This is a genomic window from Ruegeria sp. AF8 (assembly GCF_056541825.1).
On sequence record NZ_JBQFYW010000020.1, the window covers coordinates 16,233 to 39,935 of the forward strand.

Sequence of the window (23,703 nt, forward strand, 5' to 3'; positions counted from 1 at the left end):
AGGCCGAACGGCATGTGGCGCAAATCGCGCAATTGGGAAGGGCAGGGAGCTAGTTGAGCTGATTGGTCAAATTCTCTCGCCAACAAATTCGTTACTGAGTTTTCCGCGATATCGACGTCGCAACAGTACTTCTGCGCCAGTACGGGAGGACGATGCTGTGAGAAGGGCATGGCGGCCAAGGTCAGATACCCCGAGCGCAGCCCGTGCGGAGAGGCAAATCCCGCGGACACTCCGGCTAGGGTCAGCCGCTGGCCGATTGCCCAAGAAATGGCATACAGGGAGAGACGGGGTTTAGAGTACTGTGTGCCTTTAAGTTACGACGGAACAGGGAACCGCCCTCGATCCAGTGCAACTGTGCTTGCGCGGCGCGGCTTTTGGCGCAAGTCTCTGCTGTCGTTGGATTCATATGGGAGCACAGACACGATCCGTGTGTTCATGTCCCTTTGGCGTCGATAAAACCAGCTTGCTCGAATTTGCGATAATGGGCTCCTCAATCGTTGAAACGACAGTCTCGTTGGCATATATTGCCAAAGAGGAGGCTTAAGCCATGGTAACCCGCAATGTCGTACTTACAGAATCGCAGGATCAATTGGTGCAGAACCTGGTTGCATCCGGTCGCTATCAGAACGCTAGTGAGGCGTTGCGTGCGGGCCTTCGTCTTCTGGAGCGGGAAGAAGCGGGGCTGGTATCTCTCAAACAAGGCCTGCAGGAGGGTGTGGCCCAGGCTCAGGCTGGAGATCTGGCAGAGGGCAGCGGTTCGGATGCGATCCGTCGTGCCTTTGCAAGGGCACGAACCAAAGCGTGACCAGACCCTTTCGACTGACACGCCGCGCCGAAGCCAGCCTGGTGGAAATTGCCCGATGGACCATCGACAAGTTTGGACCGCATCAAGCCGATCTTTATGAACAAGAACTGATAGCGCGCTGCCAGGCCATCGCAGAGGGTAGGGTGGCCAGCCGCAGCTGTTCTCTATTGGTCGAGGAGTCGGTAGATCTCAGATATGTGCGTGCAGGGGAGCATTTCCTCGTCTACCTGGACCAGCCGGAAAGTGTGATCATAGTCGATATCCTGCATTCCCGTTGTGATCTGCCGCGACATGTTTCGGCACTGGCCACGTTAACGGATGCGGCAGGGGGCAAGACATAGGTGCGAAAGCCAGCGTATCTGTCAGGCTGGGATTTCTTTGATCACTCAGTAAATGCTCACCCCAACAAATCCGCTGCCGGGTTTTCAGCGATATCGACATCGTCATAGTATTTCTGCGCCTGCGCCATGGAGCGGTGCAGGGACAGGCGCATGGCGGCCTGGATTGGGGCGCCGTCCAGTGCGGCCTGGGTTAGGAACCCAGAGCGCAGACCGTGCGGCGAGGCGAAGTCCTCAGGCAACCCTGCCAACTGGAGGCGATGTTTGACGATCTGATAGATAGCGTCCGGCGAAAGCCGACGTTTCAGCACACGATCCGCTTTTGAGACTGGTCTGAACAGTGGCCCGTTCTTAATCTGTCCCACCTCGATCCAATGGACCAACGCCTGGGCGGCGCGGCCTTTCAGCACCAGCCGCGGCGTTTCACCTTTGGTTGTCGTCTTGGTCTCCAGCAGTGAAATCCAAACCAGGCTTTTCTCGTCGAACTCCTTCAGCGAGACGTCTTCAAACATAAACCCGGTGATCTCCGAGCGCCGTCTACCACCAGAAGCCCAACCCAGCATCAAGATGGCGCGGTCGCGGCAATCCCGCCGGGACCCCCGACAGGTGGCCAGCAGCTGTTCGAGAACATCGCGGGTGATTGGGTGCTGTGACTTCGGGGCAGGGGGGCGGGCTGCCGCCCGGCGGGCCTTGGCCCGGGCCTGTTTCACCTGCGGGGCGTCAAAAGGCGAGGGGAGATTCTTCATCCGGTGAAAGGCCAGCCAGGAGGCGATGCGCCGGTCCAGCGTCGAGGGCGCCGGGCAGGCCAGCGATTTGCGCAACCCTTGCGCAATCAGCGCTTCTGCTGTCCAGCGGGCGCGGTCGTCCGGCGCCGCGTCATTCAGATCCCGGGCGTGATCGAGGATGAAGGCGAGGGCGGTGGCATGAGTTTCTGGCCATTCAAGCGGCTTCTTGAAGGCCACATTGGCCCAGGCGGTGATGTAGAGCAGGTCGCGCTCATAGGCGCGCAGTGTATTGGCCGGTGTGCCGCGGACATAAAGGTCTGTCAGCGCGTCCTGATCCGCTTGCGACAGGGCCGGGGAGGGCGCGGGCAGATAGGGGGTAGGGGCTGTCATGTGGCCCATTCTATGCTCGATTTTCGCCAAAATCAATCAGACATGATAAGCGGTACTTATCGCTAGTGATAGTGATTTGGTGATGTAATCCGTGTAAAGATCAAAAAGGATAAATTTTGCGCGTAAAGCGGGTAGGGGCTTGCAACGCAACCCTGTTCGACGGGCGTGCAAGCGTTTGGTTTCCATCTCCAACACCTAACAGATGAGAGATCACGATGAACCAGCTATCATCCGTTGCTCAAACCCCTAAATCTGTCCGGTGGGCCCTGACGGCAGACGGTTGTGTCGCAAACTTTTTGAAGGATTAAAGCCAGCGATATGCTAGACGCAGCTATCCTGCGATCTCAGCAAACATTCGAAAGCCGGAAGTCGTACCACTCGAGAATTGCCGCTTCCGGATCATGTTGGTGACCTCGATGCCGTCCAATGTGGCGGAAGCGGATTCGAATGACTTAAACCCACTGTCACTGTGTCCTTAATTGCTGGACGCTCGCTTCAAAAAGTTGAGCATAATCAGTTCCAATTTGTGCCCTTAATTTCTGGACTGTGTCCTTAATTGCCGGACTGTGCCCTTAATTCCAAGACTGTGCATTCTGGGGATAAGTCGTGTGTTAGACAGACGTGAACAGGTACAGCGGCCCCTTTGGATCCTTCACCGAATGTATGTGAGGTCGCCGGTTGGTGACCTGTGGATATCCGAGAAAAAAAGGGCAAAACCTGGGCAAATGCGCGAGGATGTATCTGCGTCCAGCAATTAAGGGCACAGTGACAACCGACGTCGCGCGCAGGCGCAAGGGACCGTGTGACCGCTCCTGGCGGATGGACGAGCTTACATCAAGGTGGAAGGTGCGTGGGTCTATCTCTACCGAGCGGTCGATAAACACGGCAAGACATTGGATTTCATGCTTTCAGGGCGTCGGAACAAACCTGCCGCTACGAAATTCATCGCTCGAATGCTTGAAAGCAATGGCCTTCCACGAAAGATAGTCATCGACTGTCCGTCATCAGAGTTTTTGGAACCAGTGGCGGCCTGAACTAAGAGAGTTTGGCTCATCTGTTTGGTTTGATTATGCGGCGCGTTGGCTGTGAAGCAAGCGGCGCGTTTCGAATGTCTTTCGTTTGATCCTTTCTCGCTGTTGTAGAATGGCTTTGTCGCGTCCGAAGTAGACGTCGGCGGGTGTGACGTTGTTTAGGCTCTCGTGGTAGCGCTGGTGGTTGTAGTGGTCGACGAAGGCTTCGATCTGAGCTTCGAGGTCGCCGGGCAGGAAGTAGTTTTCCAGCAGAATGCGGTTCTTGAGGGTTTGGTGCCATCGCTCAATCTTGCCCTGCGTCTGAGGGTGATACGGTGCACCGCGAGAATGCTCCATACCTTTGCCCTGCAACCATTCAGCCAGATCAGCGGAGACGTAACTGGAGCCATTGTCGCTGAGAAGCCGCGGCTTGTGGACAACATGAACCTGATCACAGCCGGACGCCTGCAACGCCATTTCCAGCGTGTCGGTCACATCCTCTGCCCTCATGGTCGTGCAGAGTTTCCAGGAGATGATGTAGCGGCTGTAATCGTCCAAGATCGTGCTGAGATAGAACCATCCCCAGCCAAGAACCTTGAGATAGGTGAAGTCGGTCTGCCAAAGTTGGTTGATGGCCGTTGTCTTGTCTTTGAACTCGTTTGCCGCCTTGAGAACGATGAAGGCGGGACTGGTGATCAGGTCGTGCGCCTTCAGAATCCGATACGTTGAAGCCTCTGAGACAAAGTAGCTTTCTTTGTCTGTGAACGTCACCGCCAGTTCTCGTGGTGACAGTTCGGTCTCCTTCAGCGCCAGCTTCACAACTTTGCGCCGCACCTCGTCAGGGATGCGGTTCCAGACATGCTTTGGCTTGGGGGATTGGTCTTGCAGCCCAGCTTCGCCACGCTGCTGATAACGACCATACCAACGGTAGAATGTGGTGCGCGGGATGCCAAGTTTGGCCAGCGTTTGGCGGGCCGAAAGATGCGAGCCCTCAACCAGCCTGATGATCTCCAGCTTCTCAGATGCGGCATACCTCATTCTTGGTCGCCCCCATCGTCGATCATGCTTTTTTTGAGAAGGCGCAATTCCAGCGTTTGCTCCGCCACGACCTCTTTCAGATCACGTGCCTCGCGGCGCAAATCTTTGACCTCATCGGTTGTGGCAGCGCGGGCCGTATCGCCAGCTAGTCGGCGCTTGCCAGCTTCCATGAAGTCCTTCGACCACTTGTAGTAGATACCCTGCGAGATACCCTCGCGGCGGCACAGCTCAGCAATGCTGTCTTCGCCGCGAAGGCCATCCAGCACGATCCGGATCTTCTCTTCGGCTGAATACTGTTTGCGTGTTGCCCGCTTGATGTCTTTGACGATCTTCTCGCCAGGGCTCTTACTTGTCTTTCTCATCGTCCACTCCTCAGTCGTTACGATGAGCCAAGAACACTCTCTTATCAAATAACGCTATTTGGACCCATAGGCGCTGACGTCAGACACTTAGACAATGCGTTGATTCATGAAAATTGAGTTGTCCATAATTTCATGAACACCTGTGTGTTCTGTTCGTCGGAAGCAAGCATATCATTTGCTCCATTCTGCCTTTCGCTTGCCAAGAAAGGCCGCTATGCCTTCCTCCGCTTCCTGGCATTCCCATGTATCGGCGAGACGCTCGATTGTGTCATCGATGACGTCGTCATCTATTCTAGGTCCGAGTTTGCGCGCTAATGCCTTTGCCGCTCCAACGGCACCGGGGGCCACCGAGAGGTAGGGGCGCACTTGTAGTTCGACTGCATCGTCCATTCCATCTTTAGGTGTGGCTGCAGACACAATTCCAAGAACAACTGCCTCGTCCACATCGAACACTCGCCCGGACATGAAGACGCGGCGCGCCATCCCTTCTCCCATGCGTGCGACGACATACGGCCCAATGGTGGCGGGTATCAGACCAAGACGTGTTTCTGTTAGACCGAACTTGGTTCCCTCTTGCCCTATCGCGACGTCGCAAACGCATGCCATCCCAACGCCTCCGCCGAAGGCTCCACCATGGATCTTTCCGATCAATGGGGTTGGCATTTCGTTCAATGCCTTCAGCATCTCCGCAAGTTTTCTGGCTTCACGCATCCGAGTTGGGCGATCCGCGGAGATCTGTTCCATCATCCAACCAAGATCGCCACCAGCACAAAACACGTCGCCTGTTCCCGACAGAACCATCGCGCGCGTCGAGGCATCTGCGCCTACAGTTTCGGCTAAGTGAGTCAGTTCAGATATCATCTGCGCGGACAGCGCATTTCGTTTTTGTGGACGGTTTAGCGATACGTAGGCGACGCCACGGTCGTCGATATCAAGTGAGAGCGTTTCGTAGGTGGTCATGACGGTCTCCTCAGGCTCTTCGCAAATTGCGCGGCGGCTTGCAGCCTTTCCATGTCGAGGCCGGTTTCGAAGCCGAGCCGGGCCATCAAATCGGCGACCTCTTCGGTTGCCACGTTGCCCTTCGCGCCTGGCGCATAGGGGCATCCACCCAGGCCGCCAACTGCGGCGTCGAACACGCGTATTCCGCGGGCAAGGCAAAGCTCAATATTGTCGAGCGCACGTCCATTCGTGTCATGGAAGTGCCCTGCGACATGATTGACTGGCACAGTCTCCAGGACATGGTCGAGCATCGACGACGTCGTTTCGGGGGTGGCCTTCCCGATCGTGTCGCCAAGGCTGATCTCATAGCAGCCCATATCGAGGAGTGACCGCGCGACACTCGCTGTGTTCTCAGGCGACGTTGGACCGTCATAGGGGCAGTCGGTCACGCAAGAGACGTATCCCCGGACGGGGATGTCATTCTCGTGGGCGAGTGCCACGACGGGCTTAAAGCGTTCCAGGCTCTCCGCAATTGAACAGTTGATGTTCTTTCGGCTGAAGCCTTCTGATGCCGACGCAAAAATAGCGATTTCATCCACCCGCGCACGAAGCGCGCTCTCCATTCCGCGTTCGTTGGGCGTCAAGCCGGTGTAAGAGACACCCTCTGCGCGATCAATGCCTGCAAGCACGTCCGCTGCATCCGCCATTTGCGGGACCCACTTTGGGCTGACAAAGCTCGTCACTTCGATTTTCTTGAACCCACAACCGGATAACAGGTCGACAAGTTTGATCTTGTCGTTGGTTTGGATGGGGGATGGCTCGTTCTGAAGCCCATCACGCGGACCCATTTCGAAGAGTATGACGTGTTCTTGCATAGGGCAGGCTCCGCTATGTTTCGTGGCTGAGGAAGCGCTCGGCATCCTCGGCTGTTTCAAAGATATGGGGTTGGGAACCCGGAAAGAGCCGCTCGCCCAGCTTGACCCGCATGAACGCAGAGCTCGCATAGCGCGTGACGGTTCGATAGAAACGCCCTTCGAGAGAACGGACCATGGTGGCGAATGCGTCCGCGATCTCCTCGTCGATCATTGTGTCATCATAATTAACGATCGCGTCCACTGGCTGGCCCAGTGGGTCGCACAGCTCGATCACTCGCTCCTGGATGGCCTCAACGTCGGCGGGCCACTTGATCCGCATCTTGCTGAGGTTAATGAACAAGCGGCGCGATCCATGATCGAGAACGATGCGAGAAGGAAGGTCGAGGTGCAACAAGTCGGTGCGCAGATCCATCGGTCCCTTCTCGAACAACCGAGGGTCCATCTCTTTCAGGTCTCGTATCAGTGGTTTGAATGCCATCTGGGCGAGTACGTCGCGATCCAGGTCGATCCCCGGTGCGATTTCGATCAGTTCCAACCCTTTGCCGGTCAGCTCGAGGACACAGCGCTCTGTGACGTAGAGCACGGACCTGTGCTGCGAAGACGCGCGCGACCCTGAGAACGTGACTTGTTCAACGGCTTCCATAAACTTGCGGGCACGTCCTTCGCGGACAATGTTGACGCGGCCGCCTTCGAGACCGATTTGCAAACCGCCGGCGGTGAAGGTTCCAGTGAAGACGACCTTATGGGCGTTCTGGGAGATGTTGATGAAGCCCCCGGCGCCAGCCAACCGTGACCCAAAGCGTGAGACATTCACGTTTCCCTTGACGTCGGCTTCCGCCATGCCAAGAACCGCAAGGTCAAGGCCGCCACCATCGTAGAAGTCGAACTGATTGTTCTGTGGAATGATGGCGTCAGTGTTCACTGCAGCCCCGAAGTCGAGACCTGAAGCGGGTTCGCCGCCGATGACGCCAGGTTCAGCCGTCAGTGTGACGTGGCTCAGGATTCCTTCTTCTCGCGCGACCGCCGCAACGCCTTCCGGCATTCCGATACCGAGGTTCACGATTCCATTGACGGGAAGTTCGAAGGCTGCGCGGCGTGCAATGATCTTCCTCGCATCAAGAGCGGCGGGGCCCGTCCGGACTTCCGGCGACCGCAGTACACCCGCAAAGTGAGGCGAATAAGCAGTTGCGTATGTCTGGACATGGTTGTCGGGCTCGGCCAGGACAACGGCATCGACCAAAGCAGCGGGAAGCACAACCGACCGGGGATTGAGTGAGTTGTCTGCCGTCAGGCGTTCAACCTGAACGATCACCACACCGCCGGAGTTTTTCACGGCCATGGCTTGCGCCAGGATATCGATCGTGAGCGCTTCCCGCTCCATCGAGATGTTGCCAAGCGAGTCGGACGTGGTGCCGCGCAGCAAGGCGACATTGAGAGGCACGCCATGATAGAACAAGAGCTTGCGGCCACCCAAAGTAACGGCTTCGACGATATCTTCCCTGGTGCGGGCATTGACCTTACCCCCCTCCAAGGCTGGATCGACGAAGGTCTCAAGCCCAACGTGAGACACAGTACCTGGTCTGCCCGCAGCTATGTCGCGGAACATTTGGCTAATCACACCTTGTGGCAGGTTGTAGGCTTCAATGCGGTCATCAAGTGCAAGCTGGGCGACTTTGGGGATCAGGCCCCAATGACCGCCGATGACTCTGCCAAGCAAACCTTCATGACCGAGCCGGTTGAGACCGCGCTCTTGCCCATCGCCCTGTCCCGCTGCAAAGAATAGGGTCAGGTTGCCGGGCGCTCGCGTTTCGAGGTACCGAGCTTCCAACGCCGACAAGAGCTCGTCGGGAACGCCAATGCCCACAAAACCTGATGTGGTAATCACATCACCGGTGTTGATCAACTCCGCCGCAGCCTGCGCAGATATGACTTTATCGACCATTTGGACACTCGCCGATCACTGCGCCGTCCAACCGCCATCGACAGGCAAGGCCGTTCCGGTAATTGAGGCGGCTGCATCGGAGCATAGGAACACGGCAAGCGCGCCAAGTTCCGAGGTGTCCACAAATCGCTTGGTCGGTTGGGCGGCGAGCAAGACATCGCGAACGACTTCTTCTTCTGTAATGCCGCGCGCCGCCGCCGTATCTGGGATCTGCTTTTCGACAAGCGGTGTTCGAACGTAGCCAGGGCAGATCGCGTTACAGGTGATCCCCGTCTGAGCTACTTCCAACGCGACTGTCTTGGTTAGGCCCACTACGCCGTGTTTGGCAGTGACGTATGCGGATTTGAACGGAGAGGCGACCAGCCCATGAGCGGACGCCAGATTGATAATCCGACCCCAACCACGTCTCTTCATGCCTGGTAGCGCCGCACGCGTTGTATGGAACGCCGAGGACATGTTTATGGCGATGATCGCATCCCATTTGTCGACAGGAAAATCTTCGACCGGGGCAACGTTCTGAATGCCGGCATTGTTGACCACGATGTCTACCGATCCGAATGCTTCCTCAGTCTCGCAGATCATCCGCTCGATCTGTGAAGGATCGCGCATGTCGGTGCCATCAAACCGGACGCGTACGCCAAATTTGTCCTGGAGATCCTGAGCGATAGGTTTGCCCAGAGACTCTCGCTCGATTCCATTTAGCATGACGTTCGCGCCTGCTTCGGCAAGGCTGCGCGCGATTGCCAATCCTATTCCACTGGTTGAACCGGTTACTAGCGCTGTTTTCCCTGTAAGCATGACTGTGTCCTCATTTTCATTCTTTTGCTTTGCTTTGAGAGTACTTTCCGTGCGAATTGTGCACTTAGTGTCTCCCTCTTCCCGGCCTCAATTCAGCGACGTAAGCAAATGGCCAAGTCTAGGGAAACGTAGTGATCTTCTGGTTGGTGCTTGCCCAGAAGCTCCACAGCGCATTTTAAAACAATAGTACTGACCCAAACCTGGAAGGGCCTCTCAATCCATCAATTTGTCATTTTCTGACAACAACAATTCCTCGATCAATCAGATCCGATACTTCTTCGGAGCTATATCCAAGTGCCCCGAGAATTTCTGTCGAATGAGCACCAAGTTTAGGTGGAGGCAAATCGCGAGCAGCTTGCTCGTTCGAGAATACAATCGGCTGGGGAATAGATCGCACTCTACCTTCCAGTCCATCAGTCGGCTTGAAGAAGTCAATATCTTGAAGGTGTTGGTCGGAAACCAAGTCTTGAATTGAAGTAACTTTGGAATACGGAACATCTAGTTTCCTCAATTCCCTGATCCATTGTTCGGTACTTTTCTTCTTGAGTTCACATGAGAGTGCCTCATATAGCAGCGACGATTTTCGATTCCGCTCAGAAGCTGAAGAAAACCAAGGCTCTGAAAGTATGTCGTCGCGACCGATTTCGCTCAGAACTGCCGTCCATTGTTTTTTTGAATAGGGCATTACGGCAAGCCAGCCATTCTGAGTTTGAAACGGACGCCGATGCTCGTTTAGGAGCCGTCCGTACCCGAGATGACCATCTTGATTGAAAGTCGCCTCATCCAAGTGTTCGTTAAGGGTGAATGCTACGAGAGCCTCAAACATCGGAACCTCGAGAATGGAGCCGCGACCTGTCCTCTCCTTTTTCAACAAGGCGGCAAGTAGGGCGTACACTACATGCAATGCCGCTATTTTATCCGCGATAATGCTTGGCGCATATTCAGGGCTTCTGTTCACCTCCAGGGGGAGCCCTGCCAGTCCGCAAGCGGCTTGAATGATATCGTCATACGCTGGTGTGCCTGCGTACACACCGTCTGTCCCAAATCCCGTCGCGGAGCAGTAGATTACCTTGGGATTCAACTCGGAAACACTTTCTGGAGAAAATCCCAACCGGTCGATCGCTTGGGGACGCATATTGTGAACAAAAACGTCGGCGTTCTCTATCAATGAATTTAGAACTTGTTTCCCTTCAGGGCATTTTAGATCGATAGAAAGGCTTTTTTTGTTCCTGTTGTTGTTTGCAAACATACTTCCCATGCCATCAGGTCCAGTTGTGCCTGATGCGCGGGCTAAATCACCTTCAACTGTTTCTACCTTGATTACTTCAGCACCCAAGTCCGCCAGAATCTGCGTGGCCATTGGGCCAAGAACAATGGTCGTTAGGTCCACGATTTTTACGCCCTTTAGGTAGTCGATCACTTGAGTATTCCTAACTGCTCCACAACGATGGCCTTATTCCCAAGGCTTCAAGTTGACTCAATAGTTCACTTGTACGAAAAATAATTCCCATATAGGAACAACAAAGTCAAGGCTGGAACTCACGCCTGAAGCAATTTTCAGCCTTACCACAGCTTTGGAGCTCTCACGTTGGTCTGCGGGTCCAGATTCAGAATGCCGCCGTAGGAAACAATGCAGTACCGGAACGTAGCGCCCTCTCGGATACACTCAAAGTTCCAACATGAGCCCGAAAACTAGTCGTGCGAAATAGATAGGTGATTATACTCTGTGCGCTAAGCTCTGTCTAAGGTTTGGAAAGGGAAATGCTATTCGATTGGCGATGAATCAGCTTGGCCAGCTCAGGAATGCGATCGTTCATCCTGTAATTTGGCCCAGCGATTGAAAGCGCCATCCGACGTCCATCCACAGATATCGGCACACCAACACCCGACACTTCGGGGGTGTACTCAGATAGGTTAACATGCCAACCGCGCTCTCGACCTTCTACAACCGCATCCACGAACTCTTTAGCGGATGACAAAGTGGCATCTGAATACACTTCAAATTTAAGCTCTTCAGCCTGCGACCGAAGTTCTGTGTCAGAGTAAGAGGAAAAGATCGCCTTGCCGCCCGAAGTCGCGTAGACTGGTCGCCGATCGCCCACCGCCGCAAAGTATCGAATAGGATTCGGAGATTCAGCGACTCCCAAGTACATAACTTGGCTACCGTCTCTAATACTCAGTAGTGCTGTTTCACCAGTCTCTTTCGCCAATGAGTCCAAGTGCTTTTGCATCAGCTCCACAATCGGATCACCAATCAAAGCCATCTTCGTAATGCTGTGAAGTTTTCGGGTCGGGTAATATCCTCTCCGAGGTTTGACTTCATAAATTAGACCGAGTTCAAGCAACGTCTCGATCATTTTGTGCATGCTCGATTTGGGTTGGCCAAGCTCCTCAGATAGCGCTGTAAGCGTCATGGGCTGCTGCTCTGTTCCGAATGCTTGGAACAGAGAAACAAAGTTTTCGATATGTCGGATTGTCATGTTTCATAGTCCGGTACGAAATTTGCGGCGCTCTTCGAGGTAGGAGCAGGCAGGTTCAAACCAAGAATGGCCCCAAACCACATATATCACGAAACTTGGAGTGGGAAACTGGAGTTGAACAAGCACTACATTCCTGTAGATGCTGACGTGCTCCGAAACAAGTTTCAAATCATTGGATGTTCATTCGAAAAACCGATTCTCAGCTACGCGTTATTGATACTTCAGCGGGACTATCCCATGCTTTCGGAACAGATCTTGCGCCAACGGGCTAGCCTAGCAATCCTTCACGATCCCAGCGATCTACGCCTCGATAAAACAGCTTTTCTGCAACGTGTGTCTTTTCAGTTGGAGAACATGCCAAGCACAAGTTGAGGACAGTTCTGGGGAACAGCTCACATTGCTCCGCCAAATTTCAGACAATTCCTAGCCGGCAAGGTTGGGTAACCACAAAACGATCCATGGAAACGCTACTAGCAGTGCGATGGTCAACGCGTCGGCAATGAAAAACGGCGTCACGCCCTTGAAGACATCCTGCACACTGATGTCATCTCTCACCCCGGCGACAACGAAACAATTCAACCCTATTGGAGGTGTGATCAAACAAAACTCAGCCATCTTCACGACCAAAATGCCGAACCAGATTCCTGCCATGGGGCCACTCATGCCAAATGCTGATTCAGCTGCCGTGACGTCCAAGCCGCCGTTTAGGGCCATCACAGCAGGATAGGTAATTGGAAGCGTAAGCAATAGCATGCCTATCGCGTCCATGAACATTCCTAATACTGCATAGGCTAACAGTATCAAAACTAGGATCAGCATCGGTGAATGATCAAGTGAGGTTATCCAGTCGGAAAAAGCTCTCGGCAGATCAGCAAATCCTAGGAAGCGAACGTAAACGAGCACACCCCAAATAATCGTAAAGATCATGACAGATAGTCTTGCTGTTTCCAACAATGCATCACGGAGCTGCGGCCAGCGCATACCCATTGCCACAGCCATACAAAACACAACGAACGCACCGATTGCACCACCTTCCGTAGGCGTCCCCAGCGCATCGCCGCCGAACGGGTTATAGACGAATAGGATGATTACCGCGACAACAACGAATATTGGCATAGCAGGAGGAAGCGACAAAAAACGTTCCTTCCAGGAAAAACCGGTCACCGGCGGTCCAAAGTTTTTGAACAGAAGTGCCATTCCGACTATGAGCATTGCATATATGACTGCTGAAAACGCGCCGGGTACAAAACCTGCTAGCAGCAGCATTCCGACATCCTGTTCCACGATGATTGCGTAGATAACAAGGATTGCTGATGGAGGGATCAACGAAGCAAGAGTGCCCCCGGCAGCAACGACGCCCGCAGCAAACCTTCGATCATATCCAATCTTCAGCATTTCAGGGATTGCAATTCTAGCAAAGACAGCAGAGGTCGCTACTGATGCTCCAGACACAGCGGCAAAACCCGCTGTTGCGAATACTGTCGACACCGCAAGTCCGCCAGGAAGCCAGGCGACCCATTTCTTTGCAGCCGTAAAGAGCGCCTGTGTTAGGCCGGCATAATAGGCAAGATAACCGATGAGTATGAAGGTGGGGATCAGCGATAAAGCTTGACTCGCAACTTTTGAGTGGGGCACTTGGCCAGCTGTTTTAGCGGCGACTGAAAAAGCCCAGCCGAACTCGTTTGGCGCGTAATTCTTCTTAGCCCAGAATATCCATATCAATCCAACTGCGCCAGCCAAGGCTGCGGCAAATCCTACTCGCATACCGAGTATGATCAATCCCAACATGCCAATACTGACATAGATTCCAATATCAATCGGTTCCATCGCGGCTGTCCTTAGTTGGAGACTGTTTCGGCTTCTTTGGCGGCTATGGTCGCCGTATCTTCAATCAGAGGCACAGCCACGGGATGTGAGTCATTGGCCCAAAACGCCTTGGCGTAAGCAATGAGCTGCGCGATCAACCTCAACGAGAGGATGAAAAACGCAACTGGTGCGAGTAGCTTTGCAGGCCAAAGTGGCAGTGCAATATCCATGGAACTGTCTCGGCTCCAGTAGGGTTCTGAGAAATCAAAGCTTCTTTCAAAGTGTGCCCACGAGCCCCAAAGCAGCATCAAAACGACAAGCAAGATGCAAAGAGTTGTAATGAATTCCGCGGCCCATAGGGGCCTGCCCTTTAGAAAACCGATCAGCATATCCATCCGGATGTGCCCGCCTTCGCGCTGTGTGTAGGCAATGCCCATGAAAGCTATCAAGGGCATAGCTTGCTCGATCCAGTCCACGTAGCCCGGGAGAGGCTGGTTGATGAAGTGGCGCCCACCAACTGATACGACCGCGAGTAACATAAGAGCAAAAACGGCAAGCCCACTTAGCAGCGCTAGTTTTGTCTCTACTCGATAAAGTTTTTGATCAATTTTGCTGATGAGCGAGTCGTCTAACCGAACGGAAGACCTTGCTGACATGGGGGGACCTTTCGAAGTTGCCGCCACCAGTAAAGGTGGCGGCGTGCGCAGAAAATTCCGTTTGACTTAGTTTTTGATTAGACTCTGAACCAAGTCGTAGATTTCCTGAGCTGGGAGGCCACGCGCCGTGTTTTCTTCGATCCATTTGGCCGCGGCCGGGCCAGCTACGGCGGACTTGAATGCCTCGATCTCGTCATCTGAAAAAGTGATGCGTTCGATCCCGCGCTCGTCAATAGCAGGCCCAAAGGCAGCGATAGTTACACTTTGGTAGTTCTCGAGGTAGTGGCTGAGCGCCTCGTCTATTGATCCCAGTAGTGCTTCCCGATGCTCCTCGGAAAGTGACTCCAGAGCGGCGGTGTTGGCCACTACCGGGCAGTTGACGGTTCCAGGATTCAAATTCGTTGTCCACCAAGTTCCTGTTTCGATGGTGCCATAGGACATATGCGCATGCTCTGGAAACGAAACAGCGCTTACAATTCCGCTATCCAAAGCCTGCCTTACTTCGCTAGCAGACATTGATGTTGGAACAGCGCCTATCGTTTCCATAGCGACGCCAATCCCACCGGTCGCACGGACCGCCATTCCTTCGAAATCCTGCAATGTACTCGGAGCGTCTCCGACTCCGACAATGTTATATTGGGGCAAAGGAGACGGCATTAGGAGCGTAGCATCCCACCTCGCTAGATCTTCGCGGACTGCAGGGTGGTCGTACACTGCTTGGCTGACCAAGCGTTCTTGTTCAAGTGAAGTAATTCCGAGAAAGGGGAGTTCCAATACGGTTATCGAAGGGTTCTTGTCGCGGTGATAGCCAGCACAAAATTGTGCCATCTCAAATGCACCAATTGATATTCCATCCAAGTTCTCTCGATTTTTTGAGAGTCCTCCGTAAGAGATATTGAGGGTGAACTCTCCGTTTGTTTTCTCGGATACCAACTCGGCAAGCTTCTCAACATGCTCTGTCATAGCTCTGCGCTTTCCCCAGAGTGAGACATTCCACTCAACAGCCAACACCTCGGTCGCGGAAAAAGACACAGCGAGTGAAGCGGCGATTAGTTTTGGTAGTGCGTTCATGTGGTCCTCCCATTTTTCCTCAAACTTCCTATATAGGAAAAATAGTTCCTGTACAAGAATTAAGTAAGAAGACTGGAATCGATCCTCAGAGCGGAATTTGCGTCAGCGATAAGCAACAGAAGATTAGTTTTCCGCGAAGATGTACTAGTGTGTGATCGCGATGGTAGTCGACTGGCATCTTTCGGTCTCGAATGGTCAGAAATAAGAAATCGCATTTAGAAAGGTAAACTTCCCAATCTGTAGAGATACTTATACCCGACCAAGTAGTGAACGGTTTGTGCCTAACGTGTGCCGCCCAAAGCTGCGGGCAGTGCCGTCATTCAGCACCTCGTTTCAGAGATAAAGTGCCTGCGTGTTCGGAATCTGCTGTTTCGGCGCTGCATATGTGCAAGTCCGAAATCGTCGCCAAATAGAGAGACACCCACTCCGTATCGGCAGAAATGTCTTTTCGGCGGCCTAGAACATGCTCGACCGAACTTACGACCGTTCTCGCGAGATAGGGAAAGGTCCTTTGTTCAATTTCTGCATTGCTGGAGCTATGCCAAAGGCAAATCGTCACAATACCGATGAACGGCGACAAGCGCTGAACTCACATCTGCTCATTGAACTTCGGCGAGACTATTGGCGAATGTAAGTTCAATGCCGGTGGTTGAGCGGAACACGATGGCGGTTTTCCGATCCACATCATTGCTGCAATTTAACGTACTGGCCACCAACCAAGGGTCTCACCTGCATCCGCCAAGCCGGGCGCTGGCGCGTCTGGACGTTCATCGATGCCTGTAACCCAAAACGGGGATCGGATAGCTCGCAGCGCGCCTTCGGTCGGGTGCTCGATTTCGCTGAACAATCCGACATCTGACAGATGCTCGTCTTCCAGCAGGTCGTTTAGCGAGTTGATAGGCGTGCAGGGGATGTCGAGGTTACGCAATGTCTTCAGCCAGTCCGTCGTCGTTCGCTTGGGCATCTCCTCGGCGACCACAGCATAAAGCTTGTCGATGTTTTCACTTCGAGCGGCTGAATCCTGAACCCATTCCGCTTGCGCCAGATCCTCGCGACCTACGAAGTTGAGAAAACTGGCCCAGTGTTTTCCGTTGTAGGGAAGCACGCCAATGAAACCGTCTTTGGTCGGAAAAGGCTTGCGATGAGGGGAAAGGAGCCGTTCATACCCCACGTTGCCCTTGGCAGGTCTGAACGTCTCGCCTGCCAATTGTTCGGACATGAGGAATGCCACCAAGCCTTCGAACATGGGCGCCTCGATGATGCAGCCGTTCCCTGTCTTCGCCTGATGGGCAATCCCGGCAAGAACCGCCATTGCCAGGTGCATGCCGCCGACTTTGTCGCAAATGATTGTGGGCAGAAAACGAGGTTCGTCATCCTGATTGCGATTCAAATGAGCAACACCTGAAGCGGCCTGAATAATGTCGTCATAGGCCGGGTGCTCGGCATTGCGTCCGGTGCTGCCGTATCCCGCTGCGACGCAGTACACCAATTCTGGAAAGGCCTTGCGGATAGCCTCTGGACCAATCCCTAAGCGTTTTGCCGCACCTGGACGCATATTGTGAACCAAAACATCGGCGTCGGCCAGCAGTGCCATGAACTTGCTGCGATCTTCCTCTGTTTTGAGATCGAGTGTCACGGATCTTTTGTTCCGGTTGTAGTTCAGAAACCCTGCGCCCATTCCATCCGAGCGGGCAGGACGAACATGCCGGAAGATGTCTCCGGAAGGTGGCTCGACCTTGATCACATCGGCTCCGAAATCACCAAGATACTGAGTTGCCATCGGTCCAAGAACGACCGCCGTAAGGTCCAGAACCCGGACGCCTTTCAAAAGGTCGTACATGCCGACTTTCCTTTCTTCTTCTCAATTTTTTGTGGCGCTCGCCGGAGCCTGGTTTAGGGATAAAGCCCGACCAAAATGCTCACTACGTTGCCTTAGTTCATGAGGCTTGGGAGCCAGAGCGAGATTGCTGGGAAGGCGATAAGCAGGGCCATGATCACGATTTCGCAAACCAGAAACCAACCGAGGCCACGGAAGATAGTGGTCAGCGGTATGTCATCGCCTACGACGCCTTTCACGACATATGCATTAAGTCCTACTGGCGGCGTGAGCAGACCGACTTCGATCATTTTCACGACGATCACCCCGATCCAGATCAAATCCATATCCAGCGCCCTGAACATTGGAAGAAACACCGGAAGCGTGATCAACATCAGTCCAATTGGATCGAGGAACATTCCGAGGATGAGGTAGACCCCAACCAGCGCAATTACGAGAACCAACGGACTAAGGTCCCAAGCAACAACCAAACTCGAGAGTTCCCGCGGAACTCCTGCCATTGCAAAAAAACGAGTGAGTAAGATTGCGCCAATTGCAACGAAGAAGATCGAGGCAGTTGTGCGAAGTGCTTCCGACACCGAGGCGCTGAAAGTGGTCTGATTTAGCTTTCTTTTTAGAAACCCAATCAGGAGAGCAAGAACAGCTCCCAGAGCACCAGCTTCGGTCGGGGTCGCAAAACCCGAGTAAATGCTCCCAATAACACCCAAAATCAAAAGCGGAAGGGGCCATACTTCCTTGAGTGAATCGAGTTTCTCCTGCCTGGACGCCTTAATTTCTACAGGAGGGGCCAGTTCCGGGTTCAGTTTGCATCTTGTCACAATCATGATCGTGTATATTGCGGCTGTCAGAATGCCGGGAAACAAACCGGCGATCAGGAGCGTGCCAATCGGTTGCTGCGTAAACCAGCCATAGATGACGAAAGCGATCGAGGGCGGGATGAGCGCCCCAAGGGTTCCTGCTGCTGCAATAGTCCCAGTCGCCAAGGCTTTGTCGTAACCGAATTTCAGCATTTCCGGAATGGCCAATCGGCCCATAGCCGCAGTTGTGGCCAAGCTTGATCCTGATGCGGCAGCAAATCCGGCAGAAGCGAAGTTGGATGCCACGGCCAATCCGCCAGGAAGACTATTCAACCAGAGCCTTGCGGCCTTATATAGTGAACTCGTCAATCCCGTGTGATACGCAACTGCACCCATAAACAGAAACATTGGGACACTTGAAAGTTTCCATGATGCTGAAAACTCGTATGGCAAAGACCCTAGCGTGCCCAGTGCAGCGTCCGCGCCTCGGAGCACCCAAATACCTCCGATCGAGACTGTAGCGAGAGCGACGGCAATCGGTATTCTGATCGCGAGCATGCCTAGAAGGATTACGACGCCCAATGCGGCGACTGTCATACCGTCCATTTTCTTTACCCCTAATTTTAGTCTATGCAGACAGGTCTTGGCCGCTGCGTGCTTGGTTCAGGCTTCTGACCGCCTGAAGGCAAAACTGTGCGAGCATTCCAAAGCAACCGATGGGCACGAACCACCTAGCAATCCAGGTCTGCAAGTCGGCGTTTGCGGTCTCCCACACTTCGCCGATCTGAGTGGCGTGAACGGCTTCCTGAAAGGTGAACCAGAAAATTGTGGCCACATAGACCGCAGCCAAAGTCGACGCGATGAATGTCAGGAGCGCAATTCGGTTTTCACTAAGGCCTTGCGTAAATAGCTCTACGATCAGATGGCCATTCTCCATTGTCACTGCACCAAGTGGAAGAAAGACAATGGCAACCATGTAGTAGCTAGCAACAAACTCTAAGGTCGCGGGGATCGGATACCCGAACAATTGCTTTCCGATGACGTCGGCTGTTACGTGAAAGGCCATAAGCACAAGTGCAATCCCGCCCAGGAAGCTCGTGACTTGCGCATATTTGTCAAAGAATTTGGACACGGATCACCTCCCCAGGATCTTGACATTCGCATTCAGCTTCCGAGAAGCCCACACGAACCAGTCGTGCAGGCGTCCCGGGAGTAGTTGGGTTTGGACTAGAGCTTTGAGTAAATTTCGTTCCAAAGAGCCTGCTCGTAGGCCTCGCGGTCACCCTGAGTTGCGGCGACAATTGCCCTCCACTTCTCGACGGTCTCGAAGAACTCCGAGACAATCTCTTGAGCTCCCTCAACACCGGCGTCGGTCCCAGCCGCAATTGCGTAATCGCGCTCACCTGCTTGAAACTCTTCAAGCCGGGCGACGAATTCATCAGAGGCAGGAATGATAGACATCCCGCTTTCTTGACCCGCTGCAATTGCTGCATCGCTCTGGTCGAGGTAACCGTAGACAGTAGCGGCCAACAATGACGGCAGGTTCTTGATTACTGCCGCTTGTTGTTCTTCATTGAGGCCCTCCCATTTGCCCGCGCTGAGATTGAACAGCATCGGGGTGAAGTAAGAACCAAAGGGCTTGTCAACGAGCGATCCGATCACGTCTTTTAGGTTGTAGTCCTTCAGCCAGGAAGCAGCAGCGATGGTGCAATCTGCCTGCCCTCGTTGCAAGGCTTCATACATTTCTGAAACTGCTACGCTAACTGCGGTCCCCCCCATATGGTTCGCAAGCGCGCCCAGGCGGGAACCAGCACGAATCTTCTTGCCGTCCAGATCACTCAACCCCGTGACCTGATCTCGGCACATCAGGTAGTAAGGGCTCGTGCCATAGTAAGAGAATGCAACCAGCCCGTGCTTGTCCAGTTCAGATTTGCATTCCGGACAATTCAGGAGCAGGAACTCATTTGCAGCTCCGACAAAGACCAACGGATCATCTGGAACTGCGAGCAATCCACCCAACATCGATGCTATTGGGAAGTCGCTCTTTAGATACACGTCGAGGATGAGTGAGCTGTCAACGACACCATCACGCACGATCTGCAGCGATTCACGGGCTCCGCCCATCACGCCACCCGACATAAGTTCAAACTGCACAGTGTTTCCTGAGTCTGCCGCCACGCGCTCAAAGAATGGCTCCAAGCCAGATTTGTGAACGAGATGGCCTTCAGGAAGAAAACTTCCGTATGCCAATTTGACTTCATCTGCAGCGGCAATGCCTGCCGAAACACTCACTGCAAGCGCGGCCCCAAAAGCGGCGTTAAACATCGTCTTCATCAGTTCCTCCCGGTATCTTGATGCGATCTAAAGGATCATAATGTGATATATAAAGATCAAATAATGCCCCGTCAACTTGATTTTTGGCTTCATCTGTATCGGTGAAGGGCCTAGTGTGAAGACTATTGGAGGCATGTAATGGCAAGGAATGAAGGAACTCAGACGGTGCCCAAAACGGGGATCCCTTATGTTCAATCCGTAGAGAAGGCGACCGCCGTACTTGAAGCATTTAAGTCAGGTTCCCGCGAGCTTGGGCTCGTGGACATCATGAAAATCACCGGCTTGGACAAGAGTGCGGTACAACGACTAACTCACACGTGGCGCGAACTTGGTTACATCGGAAAGGACCCATCTTCGAAGCGTTACTTCTTGACGCCGAAAGTGTTGGATGTCGCAAATAGCTTTTTGTCGACCAGCCCACTTGTAAGCCATGCTCTTCCGTATGTCGTGGAATTGAGAAAAGCTTTCGACATTCGCGTTGGCCTTGCAACGCGGATGGGCGACGAGGTAATGTTCTTGATCCCGCTACAGAGCAATACTTCCTCTTTTGACACCGCGCACCCGGGTCTTCGACTTCGTCTGCTCTCGACGGCAAGCGGAAGGTCGATGCTGTCAATGAATCAGGATGACGAGATCGATGAAGTGATCGGACATATGAGCGTGGAGAAAATAACGCCACATACGATCGTCGACCTGCGCGACATAAAGAAAGAGATCCTGCGTGCGCGTGAGCGTGGATTTGCGTTCACCAATCAAGAACATGCGCACGGCGCTCTTAACTTGGCTGCGGCCGTGACCAGCAATACAGGACGTCCCGTAGGTGCGATCGCAGCTATTGGTTATACTTCCAACTGGAAAGCCGAAGAATTGGTTTCGCAAGTTGCTCCGGAGATCATGCAGGCCGCGCGAAATCTAACACGCGACATTGCCCCCTTCTCGGATCATGTTCTCTGATCAGTGGATAGCGTTTAACAGAGAGCTTGATAAATCGCAGTCCTCAAGTCTGCTCGAAGTGGATGTGCGTTGCTAGGCAGCAACTGCGTCATGAACACCATGGAGAGATCAACTTTCGGGTCGATGAAAAACACCGTGGATGCGCGGCCACCCCAACCAAATTCGCCTCTCGTTCCGATCACACCAGCTGATGCCGGATCCAACAACACCCATCCGCCAAGTCCGAATCCAAATCCTTGAAATGGTACTTCTGCGAACAACGGTTCGCCACATTCCTGCAAGTCACCTTCGAGATGATTTGCGCGCATGAGATTGAGCGTTCTGCGCGATACCAGGTTTGTACCATTCCCATTTCCTTTCAAAGCGCGCGCGAACTTCATGTAATCTCTCGCGGTCGAAATCAGTCCGCCACCTCCAGAATGACATTCCTGACGTTTAGGACTCAAACCTACCTGAGTCGGGGCTTTGAGAAATTCAAGACCGCGAGCTCCAGGTCCGTATACTTTAGCCAATTTCGGGATTTGATCTGTCGCCGCCGTAAACATCGTCTCTGTCATTCCAAGTACTGAGAATATCTCCCGCTCAAAGAACTCTCCTAAAGAAATGCCAGAGATTTCTTCAACTACGAGCCCCAGAACGTCCGTCGAGAAGCCATAGGCCCAACGTGTTCCGGGTTCGAACAAAAGTGGCAACTCAGAGAGCTTCTTCGCTTCTTCACGCATTGAAACTGCGGGTCGCGTCAAGTCGATACCCTCATCTCTATAGCTGTTGGCGAGCAGGCCTGGATTAAATGGATAGGTGAAGCCGGCCTTATGGGTGAGAAGGTGTCGAATCGTGATCCTCTGAGTTGCAGGTACAGTCTCGTTGATCGAGGCGGCGTCTCGTTTTAAGATCGCCATCTCAGAAAAAAAAGGCAAGAACTCCTCTAGCGGATCATCTAGCCGCAGTTGGCCCCTTTCGAAGAGTATGAGTGAGGCGAGCGAGGTCACGGGTTTGGTCATCGAATAGATCCGTACCAGCGTATCGTCGGACCAAGGCTTCTGTTCCGCAATATCCGAGTAACCAGATATCCAGGACCCGATGATCTCTCCTGATTGTTCCAAGAGAACTTGACCTCCGGGAACGATCCTATCGCGTGTTTTTCTTTCTAAGAATTCACCAACAGCCTTCAGTTTTTTCCTGTCGAATTGCCTTATGCGATCAGAGTGGAGCATTCTCTTGCCTATCATATTGTGAGCAACTAGTGTCATAATATGATAGTTTGTAGCAAAATACGCAACAGCATAGTTGAGTACAGCCTTGGATCAACGTGCGTTTGAAAGGTCGACTGTATCGCAAAGCGTACTGAGATTCAGATGCAACTAATTGATGCACCGCACAGGTGAAACATCTTAATTGGCTTTGGCGAGCACTGGGTCGAGGCAAATCGGCTGAAGCACAATGCGTTAGCTGCGGGCGAGCGACCCCCGGTGATGTCGCTGCAAGGATACCCCCAAACTCATGTCGCTTGGCATTTAGTTACGCCCAAGCTGCCACAGCCCCTAAACTAAATGAAATGGGAAAGCAGATCAGTATGCGCGCCAAACTTGCCACTTTCCCATTCTCTCATCTGCTCGATGAAAATGGTTTCACGGTAGATGGGTGATCTACTGCATCGATGTTATCCGCTCTCGAAGCAAGTTCACGATGCCAGAGAAATCCTTTTCCTTGTTCCCCCCCTCAGCATAGCTTCGGTATAGAAGCGTAGAAGCATGCGCGACGTCCAATGTTGCTCCGTTCTCCGCCGCCGCATCCAGTGCGAGTCTCATGTCCTTAAGCATAAGTGCAGTAGCGAAACCTGGCTCGTAGTCGTGGTTTGCGGGCGAAGTTGATACTGGTCCTGGAACGGGGCAGTACGAATTTAGTGACCAACATTGCCCGGAAGACGTACTCGCCACGTCAAATAGCTTCTGATGCTCCAGGCCAAGTCTCTCAGCAAGTACAAACGCTTCAGCGACACTCGCCATCTGAATCCCGAGCATCATGTTGTTGCAAACCTTCGCCGCCTGCCCCGTGCCTGGGCCACCGCAATAGACGATGTTCTTTCCCATTTGACCAAGAAGTTCCTTTGCGGCAGCGAAGGCGGACTCCTCACCTCCGACCATGAACGTCAAGGTCGCGGATTCAGCGCCACCAACTCCTCCGGATACCGGCGCGTCCAACATCGAGTGACCTTTCGTCTGAGCCAAATCGCTTACTGCCCGACTAGTTTCGACGTCGATCGTGGAACTATCAATTAATATGGCTCCTTTTTGGGCATGGGGGATTACCTCTTCCCTATAGACCGAGTCGACATGCTTGCCTGTAGGCAACATGGTTATGATTACTTCGGAGTAGCGCACCGCACCGCCAGCGGAGGTCGCTATCATAGCGCCATCCGAAGCAATAGCATCCAGTGCAGCTTGAGAAAGGTCGAACACGGTTACTTCGTGCCCAGCCTTGATCAGATTTCGGGCCATGTGGCCACCCATGTTCCCGATCCCGATGAAACCAATCTTTGTCATTTT

20 protein-coding genes and 2 pseudogenes are annotated in these 23,703 nt (G+C 53.3%); 4 read left to right on the top strand and 18 right to left on the bottom strand.

The features are described 5' to 3' along the window. Window positions 1-547: 547 nt before the first annotated feature. Window positions 548-805, top strand: coding sequence for a type II toxin-antitoxin system ParD family antitoxin (locus ACR0AO_RS21250; RefSeq protein ID WP_480608231.1), 258 nt, complete (start codon window positions 548-550; stop codon window positions 803-805). After that, a complete protein-coding gene (locus ACR0AO_RS21255) occupies window positions 802-1,146 on the top strand; it encodes a type II toxin-antitoxin system RelE/ParE family toxin (protein WP_480608234.1) in 345 nt (114 codons plus the stop codon). The genes ACR0AO_RS21250 and ACR0AO_RS21255 overlap by 4 nt, the downstream gene beginning before the upstream one ends. Window positions 1,147-1,202: 56 nt before the next feature. On the opposite strand, the gene ACR0AO_RS21260 is transcribed toward ACR0AO_RS21255, so the two are convergent. Beyond that, on the bottom strand, window positions 1,203-2,258 hold the full coding sequence (locus ACR0AO_RS21260; RefSeq protein ID WP_480608237.1) for a tyrosine-type recombinase/integrase: 1,056 nt from the start codon (window positions 2,256-2,258) through the stop codon (window positions 1,203-1,205). 331 nt (window positions 2,259-2,589) lie between these two features. Beyond that, a pseudogene (locus ACR0AO_RS21265) lies at window positions 2,590-2,718 on the bottom strand (IS6 family transposase); the annotation flags it as partial. A gap of 299 nt (window positions 2,719-3,017) precedes the next feature. Here ACR0AO_RS21265 and ACR0AO_RS21270 point away from each other — a divergent pair. Beyond that, window positions 3,018-3,253: pseudogene (locus ACR0AO_RS21270) on the top strand (DDE-type integrase/transposase/recombinase); the annotation flags it as partial. A 72-nt stretch (window positions 3,254-3,325) separates the two neighbouring features. Here ACR0AO_RS21270 and ACR0AO_RS21275 read toward each other — a convergent pair. The 14 genes from ACR0AO_RS21275 to ACR0AO_RS21340 all read right to left on the bottom strand — a co-directional run bounded on the left by ACR0AO_RS21275 (window position 3,326) and on the right by ACR0AO_RS21340 (window position 20,203). Beyond that, window positions 3,326-4,668 (bottom strand): IS3 family transposase gene (locus ACR0AO_RS21275; protein WP_480608239.1). Its coding sequence is split into 2 segments (ribosomal slippage): window positions 3,326-4,341 and window positions 4,341-4,668, totalling 1,344 coding nucleotides; the frame shifts between segments, so codons are not numbered across the junction. 171 nt (window positions 4,669-4,839) lie between these two features. Then, on the bottom strand, window positions 4,840-5,628 hold the full coding sequence (locus ACR0AO_RS21280; protein WP_480608242.1) for a crotonase/enoyl-CoA hydratase family protein: 789 nt from the start codon (window positions 5,626-5,628) through the stop codon (window positions 4,840-4,842). Continuing rightward, window positions 5,625-6,482, bottom strand: a complete 858-nt coding sequence (locus tag ACR0AO_RS21285) for a hydroxymethylglutaryl-CoA lyase (protein ID WP_480608245.1) — start codon at window positions 6,480-6,482, stop codon at window positions 5,625-5,627. The genes ACR0AO_RS21280 and ACR0AO_RS21285 overlap by 4 nt, the downstream gene beginning before the upstream one ends. Window positions 6,483-6,495: 13 nt before the next feature. Further along, window positions 6,496-8,424: an acyl CoA:acetate/3-ketoacid CoA transferase gene (locus ACR0AO_RS21290; RefSeq protein WP_480608247.1), complete on the bottom strand. Its 1,929-nt coding sequence runs from the start codon at window positions 8,422-8,424 to the stop codon at window positions 6,496-6,498. Between the two features lie 15 nt (window positions 8,425-8,439). Continuing rightward, complete coding sequence (locus ACR0AO_RS21295) at window positions 8,440-9,222, bottom strand: 3-hydroxybutyrate dehydrogenase (RefSeq protein ID WP_480608249.1); 783 nt, start codon at window positions 9,220-9,222, stop codon at window positions 8,440-8,442. 229 nt (window positions 9,223-9,451) lie between these two features. Then, the gene (locus tag ACR0AO_RS21300; protein WP_480608251.1) at window positions 9,452-10,642 is read right to left on the bottom strand and encodes a CaiB/BaiF CoA transferase family protein; all 1,191 of its coding nucleotides are present in this window, start codon (window positions 10,640-10,642) and stop codon (window positions 9,452-9,454) included. A gap of 322 nt (window positions 10,643-10,964) precedes the next feature. Next, on the bottom strand, window positions 10,965-11,702 hold the full coding sequence (locus ACR0AO_RS21305; RefSeq protein WP_480608253.1) for an IclR family transcriptional regulator: 738 nt from the start codon (window positions 11,700-11,702) through the stop codon (window positions 10,965-10,967). 423 nt (window positions 11,703-12,125) lie between these two features. Further along, complete coding sequence (locus ACR0AO_RS21310) at window positions 12,126-13,529, bottom strand: TRAP transporter large permease (RefSeq protein WP_480608256.1); 1,404 nt, start codon at window positions 13,527-13,529, stop codon at window positions 12,126-12,128. An 11-nt stretch (window positions 13,530-13,540) separates the two neighbouring features. After that, window positions 13,541-14,164 carry a TRAP transporter small permease subunit gene (locus ACR0AO_RS21315; RefSeq protein WP_480608259.1) on the bottom strand — a complete coding sequence of 208 codons (624 nt, stop codon included), beginning with the start codon at window positions 14,162-14,164 and terminating at the stop codon, window positions 13,541-13,543. 66 nt (window positions 14,165-14,230) lie between these two features. After that, complete coding sequence (locus ACR0AO_RS21320) at window positions 14,231-15,235, bottom strand: C4-dicarboxylate TRAP transporter substrate-binding protein (RefSeq protein WP_480608262.1); 1,005 nt, start codon at window positions 15,233-15,235, stop codon at window positions 14,231-14,233. Between the two features lie 697 nt (window positions 15,236-15,932). Then, window positions 15,933-17,075 carry a CaiB/BaiF CoA transferase family protein gene (locus tag ACR0AO_RS21325; protein WP_480608265.1) on the bottom strand — a complete coding sequence of 381 codons (1,143 nt, stop codon included), beginning with the start codon at window positions 17,073-17,075 and terminating at the stop codon, window positions 15,933-15,935. 92 nt (window positions 17,076-17,167) lie between these two features. Further along, entirely contained in the window at window positions 17,168-18,466 is a 1,299-nt protein-coding gene (locus ACR0AO_RS21330; protein WP_480608351.1) for a TRAP transporter large permease, read from the bottom strand. 31 nt (window positions 18,467-18,497) lie between these two features. Further along, on the bottom strand, window positions 18,498-19,001 hold the full coding sequence (locus tag ACR0AO_RS21335) for a TRAP transporter small permease (protein WP_480608267.1): 504 nt from the start codon (window positions 18,999-19,001) through the stop codon (window positions 18,498-18,500). A 95-nt stretch (window positions 19,002-19,096) separates the two neighbouring features. Next, complete coding sequence (locus tag ACR0AO_RS21340) at window positions 19,097-20,203, bottom strand: C4-dicarboxylate TRAP transporter substrate-binding protein (RefSeq protein WP_480608270.1); 1,107 nt, start codon at window positions 20,201-20,203, stop codon at window positions 19,097-19,099. 138 nt (window positions 20,204-20,341) lie between these two features. Here ACR0AO_RS21340 and ACR0AO_RS21345 point away from each other — a divergent pair, with 138 nt between their 5' ends. Next, a complete protein-coding gene (locus ACR0AO_RS21345; RefSeq protein ID WP_480608273.1) occupies window positions 20,342-21,157 on the top strand; it encodes an IclR family transcriptional regulator in 816 nt (271 codons plus the stop codon). A 14-nt stretch (window positions 21,158-21,171) separates the two neighbouring features. Here the strand turns inward: ACR0AO_RS21345 and ACR0AO_RS21350 are convergent, their stop codons facing one another. Continuing rightward, entirely contained in the window at window positions 21,172-22,371 is a 1,200-nt protein-coding gene (locus ACR0AO_RS21350) for a serine hydrolase domain-containing protein (protein ID WP_480608276.1), read from the bottom strand. 432 nt (window positions 22,372-22,803) lie between these two features. Further along, window positions 22,804-23,700, bottom strand: coding sequence for a 3-hydroxyisobutyrate dehydrogenase (gene mmsB, locus ACR0AO_RS21355; protein WP_480608279.1), 897 nt, complete (start codon window positions 23,698-23,700; stop codon window positions 22,804-22,806). Window positions 23,701-23,703: the final 3 nt, after the last annotated feature.

Bases quoted from the DNA above. Each gene is read 5' to 3' on its own strand.
- ACR0AO_RS21310 (WP_480608256.1), bottom strand. From the start codon at position 13,529: ATGGAACCGATTGATATTGGAATCTATGTCAGTATTGGCATGTTGGGA.
- ACR0AO_RS21345 (WP_480608273.1), top strand. From the start codon at position 20,342: ATGGCAAGGAATGAAGGAACTCAGACGGTGCCCAAAACGGGGATCCCT.
- ACR0AO_RS21285 (WP_480608245.1), bottom strand. From the start codon at position 6,482: ATGCAAGAACACGTCATACTCTTCGAAATGGGTCCGCGTGATGGGCTT.
- mmsB (WP_480608279.1), bottom strand. From the start codon at position 23,700: ATGACAAAGATTGGTTTCATCGGGATCGGGAACATGGGTGGCCACATG.
- ACR0AO_RS21320 (WP_480608262.1), bottom strand. From the start codon at position 15,235: ATGAACGCACTACCAAAACTAATCGCCGCTTCACTCGCTGTGTCTTTT.
- ACR0AO_RS21290 (WP_480608247.1), bottom strand. From the start codon at position 8,424: ATGGTCGATAAAGTCATATCTGCGCAGGCTGCGGCGGAGTTGATCAAC.
- ACR0AO_RS21260 (WP_480608237.1), bottom strand. From the start codon at position 2,258: ATGACAGCCCCTACCCCCTATCTGCCCGCGCCCTCCCCGGCCCTGTCG.
- ACR0AO_RS21350 (WP_480608276.1), bottom strand. From the start codon at position 22,371: ATGCTCCACTCTGATCGCATAAGGCAATTCGACAGGAAAAAACTGAAG.
- ACR0AO_RS21305 (WP_480608253.1), bottom strand. From the start codon at position 11,702: ATGACAATCCGACATATCGAAAACTTTGTTTCTCTGTTCCAAGCATTC.
- ACR0AO_RS21315 (WP_480608259.1), bottom strand. From the start codon at position 14,164: ATGTCAGCAAGGTCTTCCGTTCGGTTAGACGACTCGCTCATCAGCAAA.
- ACR0AO_RS21330 (WP_480608351.1), bottom strand. From the start codon at position 18,466: ATGACAGTCGCCGCATTGGGCGTCGTAATCCTTCTAGGCATGCTCGCG.
- ACR0AO_RS21280 (WP_480608242.1), bottom strand. From the start codon at position 5,628: ATGACCACCTACGAAACGCTCTCACTTGATATCGACGACCGTGGCGTC.
- ACR0AO_RS21250 (WP_480608231.1), top strand. From the start codon at position 548: ATGGTAACCCGCAATGTCGTACTTACAGAATCGCAGGATCAATTGGTG.
- ACR0AO_RS21295 (WP_480608249.1), bottom strand. From the start codon at position 9,222: ATGCTTACAGGGAAAACAGCGCTAGTAACCGGTTCAACCAGTGGAATA.
- ACR0AO_RS21340 (WP_480608270.1), bottom strand. From the start codon at position 20,203: ATGAAGACGATGTTTAACGCCGCTTTTGGGGCCGCGCTTGCAGTGAGT.
- ACR0AO_RS21325 (WP_480608265.1), bottom strand. From the start codon at position 17,075: ATGTACGACCTTTTGAAAGGCGTCCGGGTTCTGGACCTTACGGCGGTC.